The organism is Streptomyces sp. NPDC047453, from assembly GCF_040643155.1.
GTDB lineage: Bacteria > Actinomycetota > Actinomycetes > Streptomycetales > Streptomycetaceae > Streptomyces.
In genome coordinates, this window is record NZ_JBEYTS010000005.1 from 13,199 (window position 1) to 26,312 (window position 13,114).

General features: G+C 73.7%; 9 protein-coding genes. 4 read left to right on the forward strand and 5 right to left on the reverse strand.

Annotated features, from left to right (window positions below; genetic code table 11):
- Positions 1-4: 4 nt before the first annotated feature.
- The 3 genes from ABZ818_RS06835 to ABZ818_RS06845 form a co-directional block, all read right to left on the reverse strand.
- Positions 5-1,537: a DUF5719 family protein gene (locus ABZ818_RS06835; protein WP_361411693.1), complete on the reverse strand. Its 1,533-nt coding sequence runs from the start codon at positions 1,535-1,537 to the stop codon at positions 5-7.
- Complete coding sequence (locus ABZ818_RS06840; RefSeq protein ID WP_361411695.1) at positions 1,534-5,331, reverse strand: glycosyltransferase; 3,798 nt, start codon at positions 5,329-5,331, stop codon at positions 1,534-1,536. Before ABZ818_RS06840 ends, ABZ818_RS06835 begins: the two co-directional genes overlap by 4 nt.
- Before the next feature lie 193 nt (positions 5,332-5,524).
- Entirely contained in the window at positions 5,525-5,788 is a 264-nt protein-coding gene (locus ABZ818_RS06845; RefSeq protein WP_003975777.1) for a WhiB family transcriptional regulator, read from the reverse strand.
- A 657-nt stretch (positions 5,789-6,445) separates the two neighbouring features.
- Between ABZ818_RS06845 and ABZ818_RS06850 the strand changes: the two genes are divergently transcribed.
- From ABZ818_RS06850 to ABZ818_RS06865, 4 genes are all read left to right on the forward strand, one after another.
- Positions 6,446-6,985 (forward strand): cysteine dioxygenase family protein, encoded by a 540-nt coding sequence (locus ABZ818_RS06850; RefSeq protein ID WP_361411697.1) that lies wholly within the window; start codon positions 6,446-6,448, stop codon positions 6,983-6,985.
- Between the two features lie 71 nt (positions 6,986-7,056).
- Entirely contained in the window at positions 7,057-8,040 is a 984-nt protein-coding gene (gene cofD / locus ABZ818_RS06855; RefSeq protein ID WP_361411699.1) for a 2-phospho-L-lactate transferase, read from the forward strand.
- The gene (locus ABZ818_RS06860; protein ID WP_361411701.1) at positions 8,037-9,392 is read left to right on the forward strand and encodes a coenzyme F420-0:L-glutamate ligase; all 1,356 of its coding nucleotides are present in this window, start codon (positions 8,037-8,039) and stop codon (positions 9,390-9,392) included. The genes cofD and ABZ818_RS06860 overlap by 4 nt, the downstream gene beginning before the upstream one ends.
- A gap of 46 nt (positions 9,393-9,438) precedes the next feature.
- Positions 9,439-10,440, forward strand: coding sequence for a DNA-3-methyladenine glycosylase 2 family protein (locus ABZ818_RS06865; RefSeq protein WP_361411703.1), 1,002 nt, complete (start codon positions 9,439-9,441; stop codon positions 10,438-10,440).
- 112 nt (positions 10,441-10,552) lie between these two features.
- Here ABZ818_RS06865 and ABZ818_RS06870 read toward each other — a convergent pair whose 3' ends face one another.
- Positions 10,553-11,635, reverse strand: coding sequence for an NDP-sugar synthase (locus tag ABZ818_RS06870; protein WP_361411705.1), 1,083 nt, complete (start codon positions 11,633-11,635; stop codon positions 10,553-10,555).
- 47 nt (positions 11,636-11,682) lie between these two features.
- Entirely contained in the window at positions 11,683-12,975 is a 1,293-nt protein-coding gene (locus ABZ818_RS06875) for an N-acetylmuramoyl-L-alanine amidase (RefSeq protein ID WP_361411707.1), read from the reverse strand.
- Between the last annotated feature and the right edge of the window lie 139 nt (positions 12,976-13,114).

Here is a 13,114-nt window from a genome sequence, read left to right on the forward strand (position 1 = left end):
AGGCTCACTTCTGCAGCACCGACAGGTCCTGCTCAGCGTGCGGCACCGCCACCATCCCCCGGTCGTCCGGCAGCGTCTGGATCGTGAAGCCGGGGTTGCCCTCCCGCGACGCCGTGAGGGTGCGCGCCCCGTAGACCGAGCCGCCGGAGATCCGCTCCACCGTGAGCGCGTACGTCCCCTTCAGGCCGGACGGCACCGGCGGGGCGATGTCCTGGGTCGTGCCTTCCTTGATCGTGTAGGTCTTCGAGACGGCCGTGCCGCCCCCGCTGCCCGCCGACGCGGTGACCTTGACCTGTGCGGTGGCCGTGGGGGCCGTCAGCGACAGCGTCGAGCCCTTGGCGCTGTTGTCGGGCGAGGTCGCCCGGGTCACGAACGGGCCGGCCGCCGGGATGAACGCCGTCTCCTGCCGGTCACCCTTGCCCCTGAGGACCCGCAGCGCCGCGACCACGGGCACCGACCGCGAGGTCGGGGTCAGCACCAGCGACCCCGCCTCCTCGCGCGTGATCTCGCCGAGGTCGATGGCGGTCGTCATGCCGCCCTTGAGGTGGACCGTCTCGTGCCCCGCTGGCGTGATCAGCCCGGACGGGGAGGCGAGGCGCACCTTCAGGTCGGCGTCGGAGTCGGCGGGTGTGAAGGCGACCAGCCGTACGTCCGTGGCGTCCTTGGGGATGCCCGGGAGCACCAGGCTGCCCGCCGGGTCCGCGGACGCCGCCAGCCAGTCCCCGCCCAGACTGTTGTCGAGGGCCTGCACCGCCGCCCCGACCCGGCCGCTGCGCACGCTCACGTGCACCGTGAGGTCCTGCTGCGCGGAGTCGGTGAGCGTGGACAGCAGGATCGGCTCGCTGGAGTGCGGCGCAACGGTGACGCCCTCGCCGGCGGGCGACTTCACGGCGCCCTCCGCGCCGTAGAGCCCGATGTCGACGACGGCCGGGGAGTCGTCCGGGTTGGTCAGGTGGATGTAGTCGGACCGGGCGGCGGCCGTGCTCGCGCCGGGGAACCAGAACTGGGTGTCCGGCGCGGTGCAGGTCACGCCCAGCACCCCGCGACCGGCGCCCGCGGCGACCTCGGTGGTCTGCTGCACCGTCCAGCCGGGCGCGAACTTGCCCTCGGCCGTGCCGATCAGAGCGGGCGCGTCCCCGCCCGAGGTGTCACCGGTGACGGGTGTGCCGGGCTCCTTGGGTTCCAGGACGGACTTGGCGGTCTTGTTCTTTCCGCCGTCCTTGGTCTTGCCCGTGGAGCCGCCCTTGGCCGCGTCCTTCCCGTCGCCCGTGCCCGACTGCTCGGTGGCGGGCAGGAGCTGGGCCTTGCCCGTGCCGCTGGTGCCCGCGGTCACGGGCGTGAAGGACGTGTACGCGGTGTCGGCTATGTCGGAGGTGCTCGGTGTCGGGCACACCAGGGTCGTGCGCTCGACGGGCAGTTGCGCGGCCGCCGTGGCGGGGCCGGCGCCCGCGGCGTCCGGCGTGTCCAGCGCGGCGAATCCGGTGACGGCGGCGAGCGCGGTCACGCCGGCGATCAGGGACAGGGTCGTGCGGTTCACTGCTGGCTCCCGTCGGGGCGCTCATTGCCGTTGCCGTGCGGGTGGTGCTGAGCCGGGTCGTACGGCTCCTCGTACCCCTGCTGGTACGTCTGGTCGTAGGGCGCCGCCGGGGTCTGGCCGCCATAGCCGTACGGGTCGTACTGGCCGCCCTGGTACGGGTCGGCCTGGTACGCCTGGTCGTAGCCGCCCGCCGGGTACTGCTGGGGCTGGGCGCCCTGGTACTGGCCGTCACCCGGGTACTGGCCGTCGCCGTAGGCGCCGTACTCGGTCGCGGCTCCCGCGTAGGCGGTGGTGTCCCACTCGTCGTAGGACTGCTGGTGCGGGACGGCGGCGGGTGCCTCGTCCGGGGCGGGAGGCGGCACGGTGCCCGGTTCCGCCGCGAACTCCTGCTGTCCGTACTCCCCCTGTCCGAACTCCTCCTGACCGAACCCCTCCTGACCGGCTTCGCCCTGTCCGGCCTCGTCCGCCTCGGCCTCGGCCTGGGCCCGCAGCCTGCGGGCCCGGCGGCCCTCCCCGGCGACGGCCTGGGCGGGAACGAGCTCCTCCTCCGGCAGGTCGTCGTCGACGTCGCGGCGCCGGCCGGGCAGGGCGAGCACGACGAGAACGACGGCGAGGGCGCCCTGGGCCCACAGCCAGGCCGTGTGGCCGAACGGGTCCTCGAAGGTGACGTCCAGCTTGCCGCCGGAGGCGGGGAGCTGGAAGCCCTGGGCCCAGTCGTCGACGGTGGTGCGGGTGAGCGGCCTGCCGTCCAGGGTGGCCGTCCAGCCCGCGTCGGCGGAGTCCGCCAGGCGCAGCACGCGGCCCTCGGCCCCGGACGGGATCGTGGTGTGGATCTCGACGGGTCCGGCGGCGACGGGCTCGGCGGTACCGGAGCCCGCGGCAGGCACGATGGCGGCGCGCGAGACCTCCTGGTTCACCCGCCACAGGGCGCTGCCGTCCTGCTGGCTGAGCCGGGTGAGGCCGGGCGTGGCGTCCAGGACGCGGCTGACGTCGCGGGGCGCGCCCTTGTGGACCAGGACGTAGCGGACGGCGAAACCGCCGAGCTGGCCGGCCTGGTCGGCGCCGGAGCCGGCGACCAGGTTGGCGACGACCTTGTCCAGCTGCTTGTTCCCGCCGTTCACCGCGGCGAGTTCGGCGTCGCCCATGCGGGCGCCGGAGCCGCGTACGAGCATGTAACCGACGTGGGCGGGCGAGTCGCTGTCGAGGACCAGGGTGCGGGCCTGGTCGCGGGTGCCGCTCTCCTCGGCGACGAACGCGGGCACCTGCACGGGGTCGCGCCGCTCCACCGGGCCGTCGGCGCCGCGGATCATCCAGCCGGCGGCGACGAGCAGGGGTCCGGCGGCCGAGGCGAAGGCGATCAGCGCGGCGACCGGCTGGCGCCAGCCGAAGCTCTGCTCGGCCACGCGTGCACGTGCCCCGTCGGCGCCCAGCGCGGCTGCGGCGAGGAGGGCGAGGCCGTAGACGAGGGTGGCCGGGCCGGCCCAGGTGGAGCCGTTGGACAGCGCGGCGAAGACGAGCGCCACCAGGGCGACCGCCCAGGCCGTCCAGATCGCGGACTGGCGCTCGGAGCGCAGCAGGGCGGCCAACGCGGCCAGGACGATGCCGATGAGCATCAGCCCGTGCACCGTGCCGGGTCCGCCCGGGCCGGCGCCGAGCAGGTCGAGCGCGGAGGCGGCCGAGGAGCCGTACTCCAGGCCGGCCTCGTGGAAGAAGCCGAACGGCAGCAGCGACAGCGACCAGGGCGCGAGGACCAGCAGCGGGGTGCCCAACTGGGCCAGGAAGCGCAGCCCGTGGGCCACGATGTCGTCGCGGCGCACGACCAGCACGCCGAGGCCGAGCAGGAGCGCGATGGGCCACACGATCGGCGTGAACGCGGTCGCGACGGTCAGCAGCAGGGCGTACGCCCAGGTGGCGCGCCAACTGCCGCGGGTGCCGGGGACTCTGGCCAGGCCGGCGGCCGCGACTCCCGCGCGAGCGATCAGCGGCAGCAGCACGGCCAGGACGGCGGTGCCGATGCGGCCGCCGGCCAGCGCGCCGGTGGTGGCGGGCAGGAAGGCGTAGGCGACGGCGGCCCAGGCGCGCAGCAGGCGGGAGGGGACCAGCGGGCGGGAGGCGAAGTACGCGGTGAATCCGGCCAGCGGTACCGAGCCGACCAGCAGGGCGGTGACCGCGAGCCCGGTCGAGCCGAGCAGCAGGGAGGCGAGCGCAGCGACCATCGCCAGGTACGGAGGCGCGGACGGGGTGCCGCCCGCGCCCACCGGGTGCCAGGAGTCGAGGTAGCGCGACCACAGTTCGGAGGAGTCGGCGGGCGCGGGCAGCAGGGCGCCGCCCGCGAGCGCGCCGCCGCCGAGCAGACCGCGGCAGGCGGCAAGGGAGACGAACAGCAGCACCAGGAAGAGCACCGGGCCGGGTTTGCGGGCGATGCGCTTGAGCCGGGCGAACTGCTCGATCTCCAGGAAGTCGGCGTCGTCGCCGCCGGGCCCGGACTCGATCGCGCCGCCGTGCCGGCCTGCCGAGGACGCCTCGGCGTCGGAGCCGCCCACGAGGTTGCCGGCGACCTGTTCCACGGTGGCGCGGATGGTGGCGCCCGGCGGTGGGAGCAGCGCCCGCAGCTCACCCTTGTCGATCTGCGGCTTGCCGCGCCTGCTGCGGCCCGCGATGATCCGCTCGGGCCGCAGCAGGACGCCCATCAGGCCGCGGATCTCGTCGACGGCCTGTCCCGGCACCTTGCCGACGAGGTAGGCGACGGTCCGCAGGAGGGTGCCCAGGACCAGGCGCAGCAGCACCCAGGGCAGCGCTGCCGTACGGGTGTTGACGAGCAGGGTGTAGACGGCGCCGGCCTTGTCGACCTTGTGCGGGGAGGCGGCGGTGCGGCCGACGCAGTCGACGGTGCGGCGCTCGCGGGAGGCCGCCTCGGCGTGCCGTACGACGGCTTCGGGGGCGACCAGGACACGGTGGCCGGCGGAGAGGGCACGCCAGCACAGGTCGACGTCGTCGCGCATCAGGGGGAGCCGGCGGTCGAACCCGCCCAGCTCCTCGAAGATGTCACGCCGGATCAGCATTCCGGCGGTGGACACCGACAGCACGGGCCGCACGTGGTCGTGCTGGCCCTGGTCCTGCTCGCGCCGGTCGAGGCCGGTCCAACGGCGTCCGGAGTTGGCGATGCTGACGCCCACTTCGAGGAGCTGCCTGCGGTCGTACCAGCCGCGCAGCTTGGGGCCGACCACCGCCACGTCGTCGCGGCCGAGTTCGTACTCGTTCTCCACGACGCGCAGCAGCTGGGCCAGGGCGTCGGGCTCGGGTGCGCAGTCGTCGTGCAGCAGCCACAGCCATTGCACCGGCTCCCCGTAGGGCAGTTCGGGGAGGTCGTAGGCGTCGTCGCGCCACGTGCGCGTGACGGGGTCCCAGCTGCTGGGGCGCTTGAGGTACGGCAGGTCGTCCGGGGCGAGGACCGGGGCGCTGTGGACGGCCTCCTCGACGGCCTGTCCGAAGCCGGTGCGCCGGGCGAGGTGCAGAACGCGGTCGGCGCCGAGGGCGTCGGTGACCACCTGGGCGGACTCGTCCGCACTGCCGGTGTCGGCGGCCACGGCGTACTGCACGGGCCGCTCCTGGCCGAGCAGGCCGGCGAGCGCGTCGGGCAGCCAGCGCGCGCCGTCATGGGAGACGAGCACGGCGGTGACGACGTGGCGCGGGTACTCCGGTGTGCCGGTCTGGTCGGACGCCGTCGCGCGCGCGGGGTCGGGCACTGGGGCAGCGCCGTCGTAGTGGGCTGCCGTATGGCTGTGCACGGACATCGATGTACGGGCCCCGGTTCGGTGGACTTCGGTGGACGCCTGTGCCCGGCGGGGGCAGGGGGGCGTGCTGGACGAGCGACCACACTATCGGCTGACCAACAGGGCGGCCCGCCGCCTGTGGATAACCCACCTGCGACGGGCCGTTCGTGACGTTTTCCGGGGGATGTGAGCGGAGCCTGCGGTGGTACGGCGGTCAGACGGCCGCCTTCTTCAACCGGCGGCGCTCCCGCTCGGACAGGCCGCCCCAGATGCCGAAGCGCTCGTCGTTGGCGAGGGCGTACTCGAGGCACTCGGAGCGGACCTCGCACGCGAGGCAGACCTTCTTGGCCTCGCGGGTGGAGCCGCCCTTCTCGGGGAAGAAGGACTCGGGGTCGGTCTGGGCGCACAGCGCGCGCTCCTGCCAGCCGAGTTCCTCGTCCGCGTCGTCGACCAGCAGTTGCTGCACCAGCTCGGTCATGTGCGCCCCTCGTCTGTCTTTCGCGTCCCCGTGATGCAGCCGTTATCTGTCCGGCTGAACGACACGAGTGAAATTACAAGTGTGCTGCTCCGGGCGAGTCAAGCCGAGATCTGCTATTGAGCCCCTTATTCACTCTGCGGAACCAAGGCCATGCGGAAAGTGTGCAAATCGGCATAAACCTTGACACATGGCCGAGGCTCCGAGGGTCTCGCGCCCCGCACGGAGCCCGCACAGGGAAGGACGCCTCGGACTTCGATCTCGTTCCGACGCGCACGCCGAAGCGATCTGGATCACGGTCTGATCACGGGATCGCAACGGGGCTTGCGCGCCCGGCATGAGCGCCATGTGTCCCGGTAGCCCCGCGAGCAAACCTTTCATCTGGGAGATGAACCGGATGAGGTGAAACATGTCCCACAATCCGGGCGTCAGGTTGACAGTGGGGGTGTGAGCCGCTTGCCTAGAGGGCATGCTCGCGAACTCGGCACTCACCACGACCCGCACCGCCGGGTCCCTCGGTGCTGCCCACGCTCGCTGTAGCTGTCGCTGTTGCGGTTGTTGAGCCCCCGCGCGTCACGCGTGCTCCAGCCGTCGTCCGGACCTTTTCGGCCGGGCCCCCGTTCCCCCTGACCTTCTTTCACGAGGAACCACCCCACCCTCATGAACAGCGACAGCGACCTCCAGATCGCCGGCGACATCCTCGAAGTCCCGCACCTGCTCCAGGCCCCCCGCGAACACCCCTCCACCGTGGCCGAGTTCGTCGGCCTGGCCCGCTCCCTCGCGGCCGACCGCGCCCAGTGGGCGCACCTCGTCCGCTACGACGCGACGACCCGCTGGTACCACCGGCTGCGCACCGGCCCGGGCTACGAGGTGTGGCTGCTGTCCTGGGTGCCCGGACAGGGCAGCGGACCGCACGACCACGGCCCCTCCTCCGGCGTGCTCACGGTCCTGGACGGCGAGCTGACCGAGCGCACCGCACGGGGCACGCGCGCGCTGGGCGCGGGCGCGCAGCGCGTGTTCGCACCCGGGTACGCGCACGAGGTCGTCAACGACACGCTGGAGCCGGCGGTCAGCCTGCACGTGTACTTCCCCGGTCTGACCGAGATGCCCATGCACGCCCGGTCCTCGACCGGGGCGGCCCGCACCGCCGCTCAGTGCGCGGGGGTCCTCCCCGACCCGGCGGGCGCGGCCGGCGCCTGAGCCGCCGCGGGGCACTTGTCCCTCGTCCACAGGCCGCAACGAGTCGGCCCGGCGGCTGACACACTGTTTCCATGCGGATTGTGGTTCTGGCAGGCGGCATCGGTGGTGCCCGGTTCCTGCGCGGTCTCAAGCGGGCCGTGCCGGACGCGGACGTCACGGTCATCGGCAACACCGGCGACGACATCCACCTCTTCGGGCTGAAGATCTGCCCGGACCTGGACACGGTGATGTACACGCTCGGCGGCGGCATCGAGGAGGAGCAGGGCTGGGGCCGGGCCGACGAGACCTTCCATCTCAAGGAGGAACTCGCGGCGTACGGCGTGGGACCGGACTGGTTCGGCCTGGGCGACCGCGACTTCGCCACGCACATCGTGCGCACTCAGATGATCGGCGCCGGGTATCCGCTCAGCGCGGTGACCGAGGCGCTGTGCGACCGGTGGAAGCCGGGGGTGCGGCTGATCCCGATGACCGACGACCGGGTGGAGACGCATGTCGCGGTCACCCTGCCCGACAGCGGCGCCACCCCGGGCCCCGGCGAGCGCAAGGCCGTCCACTTCCAGGAGTACTGGGTGCGGCTGCGGGCCTCGGTACCGGCGGAAGCCGTGGTGCCGGTCGGCGCGGAGCAGGCCAAGCCGGCCCCGGGCGTGCTGGAGGCGATCGCCCAGGCCGACGTGATCCTCTTCCCGCCGTCCAACCCCGTCGTCTCCATCGGCACCATCCTCGCGGTGCCCGGCATCCGGGAGGCCATCGCCGACGCGGGAGTGCCGGTGATCGGCCTGTCCCCCATCGTCGGGGACGCGCCCGTGCGCGGCATGGCCGACAAGGTCCTCGCCGCGGTCGGCGTGGAGTCCACGGCCGCGGCGGTGGCCGAGCACTACGGCTCGGGACTGCTGGACGGCTGGCTCGTCGACACGGTCGACGAGGCCTCGGTCGAGCGGGTCGAGACCGCGGGCATCCGGTGCAGGGCGGTGCCGCTGATGATGACCGACGTCGACGCCGCCGCCCGGATGGCGGGCGAGGCGCTCGCGCTGGCCGAGGAGGTGCGCGGAGCATGAGCGGCACGACGGAGGAGTCTCCGGCCGCCGCCCCGGAGTTCCGGGTCTGGGCGGTGCCCGGGATCCCCGAGGTCGCGCAGGGGGACGATCTGGCCAAGCTGATCGCCGGCGCGGAGCCCGGACTGACCGACGGGGACGTGTTGCTCGTCACCTCGAAGATCGTCTCCAAGGCCGAGGGGCGGCTGGTCCGAGCGGCCGACCGGGAGGCCGCGATCGACGCCGAGACCGTGCGGGTCGTGGCCCGGCGCGGAGCGCTGCGGATCGTGCAGAACCGGCAGGGGCACGTCATGGCTGCCGCCGGCGTCGACGCGTCCAACACCCCTGCCGGCACAGTGCTGTTGCTGCCGGAGGACCCGGATGCGTCCGCGCGCGCGATCCGGGACGGGCTGCGCGACGCCCTCGGCGTCACCGTCGGAGTGCTCGTCACCGACACCTTCGGGCGGCCCTGGCGCGCGGGGCTCACCGACGTCGCCATCGGCGCCGCGGGCGTACGCGTGCTGGACGATCTGCGCGGCGGCACGGACGCGCACGGCAACCCGCTGAGCACCACCGTCGTCGCCACCGCCGACGAACTCGCCGCCGCGGGCGACCTGGTCAAGGGCAAGGCCGCCGGGCTGCCGGTCGCCGTGGTGCGCGGGCTGCGGCACGTGGTGACCGAGGAGAACGGTGCGGACGGAGAGAACGCAGAGGACGGGGAAGGAGCACGGGCCATGGTGCGTGACGCGCGCGACGACATGTTCCGGCTGGGGACCTCCGAGGCCGTGCGGGAGGCGGTGACCCAGCGGCGTACCGTGCGGTCCTTCACCGACGAGCCCGTCGACCCCGGCGCGGTGCGGCGGGCGGTGGCCGCGGCGGTGACCGCGCCCGCGCCGCACCACACCACGCCGTGGCGGTTCGTGCTCCTCGAGTCCGCGCAGTCACGCACCCGGCTGCTCGACGCGATGCGGGAGGCCTGGATCGCGGACCTGCGGCGGGACGGAAAGAGCGAGGAGTCGATCGCCCGGCGGATCCGGCGCGGGGACGTGCTGCGCAACGCGCCGTACCTCGCGGTGCCGTGCCTCGTCATGGACGGCTCGCACGAGTACGGCGACGAGCGGCGGGACGGCGCCGAGCGGGAGATGTTCGTGGTCGCCGCCGGGGCCGGGGTACAGAACTTCCTGGTCGCGCTGGCCGGGGAGCGGCTCGGCTCGGCGTGGGTGTCCTCGACGATGTTCTGCCGGGACGTGGTGCGAGAGGTGCTCGGGCTGCCCGCGGACTGGGATCCGATGGGAGCGGTAGCCGTCGGGCATCCGGCGGAGCAACCGAAGCCGCGACCGGAGCGGGACGCGGGGGCGTTCGTCCTCTCCCTGTGACCGCATAGTCTCGTACGGCATCTCAAGGCAACCCTGGATCTCATTCGTGGCAGGACGTTTCGCTCCGCGGCCCCCGCGTCCGACCGTGCGCGGTGGGCAGGCCGGCGTGCCCGCGGCCGTGCCCCGGCAGGCGGCCGCGCCGGGGCGGGTCCGCACCTGGGCGCCGGACGGGCCGCTGGACCTGGGGCTCGTGCTCGGACCGCTGCGGCGGGGGCAGGGCGATCCCACGTTCCGGGCGACGCCCGACGGTTCGGTGTGGCGCACCGGCCGCACACCGCTCGGGCCTGGGACGCTGCGGGTGTCCGCTCATGGCGGGAAGGTCCGCGGCGAGGCGTGGGGGCCGGGCGCCGAATGGCTGCTGGAGCAGCTGCCCGAGCTGCTCGGGGCCGCCGACGACCCGTCCGCGTTCGTACCGCGGCACCGGCTGCTCGCGCTGACCCGGCACCGGCGCCCGGGGTTGCGGCTGACCCGGACCGGGCTGGTGCTGGAGTCGCTGATCCCGTCGGTCCTGGAACAGAAGGTGACGACGGTCGAGGCGTACGCGGCCTGGCGGATGCTGGTGCGCACGTACGGGGAGCCGGCGCCCGGACCCGCCGCCGGCCGCATGTACGTCATGCCGGCGCCGCGGACGTGGGCGCTGATCCCGTCGTGGGAGTGGCACCGGGCCGGGGTCGACGACAAGCGGGCGTCGACCGTGCTGCGAGCGGTGCGGGTCGCCGCGCGGCTGGAGGAGGCGGCGCGGATGCCTCCGGAGCGGGCGCGGGAGCGGCTGGAGCTGGTGCCCGGCATCGGACCGTGGACGTCGGCGGAGACCGTGCAGCGCAGTCATGGCGCGGCGGACGCCGTGACGGTCGGCGATCTGCATCTGCCGGGCATCGTGGGATGGGCGCTGGCCGGGGATCGGAACGCCGACGACGCGGAGATGCTGCGCCTGCTGGAGCCGTACGCCGGGCAGCGGCATCGGGCGGCCCGGTTGATCCTGCTGAGCGGGCGGGTGCCGCCCCGGCGGGCGCCGCGGATGCCGAAGGGCGACATCGGGCGCCTCTGAGCCGGGCCGGGTCACCCGCGTCGACAGGTTCCCGCGGTGCGGTCGACACGAGGCGGGCCGGCTCACCGCGCTCGCGGGCCGCCGCGGCCGGTCGTGCCGCCCACCCGGCCGGCTACTGGTCCGAGGAGAACCTCACGGACCCGGCCGGGATTCTCGCGTCGCACCACACTCTCGCGCCGTTTCTCAGCTCGTTGTCGGCGCCGACCACCGCGCCGTCGCCGATGACCGTGCCGTTGAGGACGGAGCGGGTGCCGACGCGGGCGCGGCTGCCGATGAGGGAGTCGGTGATGACGGCGCCGGGCTCGATGACGGCACCGGGCAGGATCGCGCTGCCGAACACCCGCGCGCCCTCGGCGACGAACGCGCCCTCGCCCACCACCGTGCCGCCGGTCAGCTTGGCGCCGGGGGCGACGACGGCCGTGGGCAGGATCAGGCGGTCGCCGCACCGACCGGGTACGGCCGGGGAGGGGGCGCGGCCGAGGACCAGGTCCGCGGAGCCGCGTACGAAGGCGGCCGGGGTGCCCAGGTCCAGCCAGTAGGTGGAGTCGACCATGCCCTGCAAGTGGGCGCCCGCCGCGAGCAGTTCGGGGAACGTCTCCCGCTCCACCGAGACCGGGCGGCCCTGCGGGATCGCATCGATGACCGAGCGCCGGAAGACGTACGCCCCCGCGTTGATCTGGTCGGTGACGATCTCCTCGGGGGTCTGAGGCTTCTCCAGGAAGGCCAGGACACGGCCGGTCCCGTCAGTGGGGACCAGGCCGTACGCGCGGGGGTCCGGCACCTTCGTCAGGTGCAGGGAGACGTCCGCGCCCGTGGTCTCGTGGGTACGCACCAGCGCCCGGATGTCCAGCCCGGTCAGGATGTCGCCGTTGAAGACGAGGACCGGCTCGTCGGGGCCGGAGCGCAGGCGCGAGGCGACGTTGCGAATGGCGCCGCCCGTGCCCAGGGGCTCCTCCTCCGTCACGTACTCCAGGTGGAGCCCGAGCGAGGAGCCGTCGCCGAAGTACGGCTCGAAGACCTCGGCCAGATAGGAGGTGGCGAGCACGACGTGCTCGACGCCCGCCGCTCTCGCCCGCGCCAGCTGGTGGGTGAGGAACGGCACTCCCGCCGCCCGCACCATCGGCTTCGGCGTGTGCACCGTGAGGGGGCGCAGCCGGGTGCCCTTGCCGCCGACCAGGAGGATCGCTTCTGTCACCTGTCGTCTCCGCTTCCTGTTCGTCCTCGGTCCGTCCTCGTCCGTCCTCAGCGGCCCTGGTAGCGCGCCGCGGCCGAGCGGGCCGTGCCGAGCTTGCCGTAGAGCTGCTGTCCCGGGCAGTCGGTGGCAAAGCCGTCCCGGTGGCCGGAGATCACGTTCAGGCGTACGCTCTTTCCTTTTTGGTAGAGGTTGCCACCGCCGGAGGTCAGATATGTCTTTCCGCGCGGATTCATCCCGTAGAGCCCGAGCTTCCACGCGGTCAGCCGCGCGATGGCCGTCACCGCGGCCGAGGAGGGCTTGGACGTGTTGTAGGTGCCGATGACGGCGATCCCCGCGCTGTTGCTGTTGAACCCCATGGTGTGGGCGCCCAGCACGGGCTTCGCCACACCGCCGGCCCGGCCCTCGTAGATGGTCCCGCACTTGTCGATCAGGAAGTTGTAGCCGACGTCGCGCCAGCCCATGCTCCTGACGTGGTAGCGGTAGATGCCGCGGATCACCGCCGGAGCCTGCGCGCAGCTGTAGTTGTTGCCGGAGTCGGTGTGGTGCACGAACGCCACCTTGATCTTCTTGGTGTAGACGAAACCCTTCTCGCGCAGGGACTCGTCCGCGCCCCAGCTGCGGCGCGTGACGATACCCGGGCGCGGTCCGACGTAGGACTGCGCGCGCCGCTGATCGGTCGGGTCCCCGCCGGGCGCGGCCGGAGCGGCGTCGGCGGCGGACCCCTCCTCGTTCGGACCGCCTGCGCGTGCGGTGCCCCTCCCGGTGCCCCGCGCCGGGAGCTGCGTGCCGGGGTCGACGAGTTCCAGGCGCAGGCCCGAGGGCAGCGGGACCGGCCGGGCAGCCGGGTCGCGGCTCCCGGCGTCGGCGCGGACGCGCACCTCGACGCCGTCGCAGTCGCCCACCCACAGCGGCGCGGTGGCGCCGCGCACGTGTCCGGAGGTGCGCTCGGCCGTGCCGGGGTCGGCGCCGTGGTCGGCGCTGTGGGTACTGATGTCCTGCCAGCCGGACCAGACGCCGGTGGCGGCGGAGCGGGTGCGGATCCGGACGCTGCCGTGCAACTCGACGTCCGGGTCGTCCCAGACGACGCCGACCAGGGAGAAGTGGCGGACGTCCGCGCGGCGCAGGCCCTGTTCGAGGACGGACCCGCGGCCGGGGCCGGGGTCGCGGGTGAGCGGGACGAGGGGCAGGGACCGGGTGCTGCCGGGCACGGCCGCCGCCCCGGTCGCCGATGCCGACGCCGGCACCGCGCCCGCCTGACCGCCCGTCATGCCGGGGGTGAGGACGAGGGCGGCCGCGCACGTGGCACCGATCGAGCACGCAAGGAATCCGTATCGACGCATGCTCCTGATCTTGGACATAGTCAGACAAACCTGTCCATCGGGGACTTGACGGGCCGTCGACTGCCGTTGCGCCGAACCGGTGGCTCGCGGCTCACCCGCACGTGGCCGACCACGCGGTGGGCGGGGCCGTCGCCGCGTA

Excerpts from the sequence above, each read along its gene's own strand:
- ABZ818_RS06840 (WP_361411695.1), bottom strand. The coding sequence starts at position 5,331 with ATGTCCGTGCACAGCCATACGGCAGCCCACTACGACGGCGCTGCCCCA.
- ABZ818_RS06845 (WP_003975777.1), bottom strand. The coding sequence starts at position 5,788 with ATGACCGAGCTGGTGCAGCAACTGCTGGTCGACGACGCGGACGAGGAA.
- ABZ818_RS06850 (WP_361411697.1), top strand. The coding sequence starts at position 6,446 with ATGAACAGCGACAGCGACCTCCAGATCGCCGGCGACATCCTCGAAGTC.
- cofD (WP_361411699.1), top strand. The coding sequence starts at position 7,057 with ATGCGGATTGTGGTTCTGGCAGGCGGCATCGGTGGTGCCCGGTTCCTG.
- ABZ818_RS06860 (WP_361411701.1), top strand. The coding sequence starts at position 8,037 with ATGAGCGGCACGACGGAGGAGTCTCCGGCCGCCGCCCCGGAGTTCCGG.
- ABZ818_RS06875 (WP_361411707.1), bottom strand. The coding sequence starts at position 12,975 with ATGCGTCGATACGGATTCCTTGCGTGCTCGATCGGTGCCACGTGCGCG.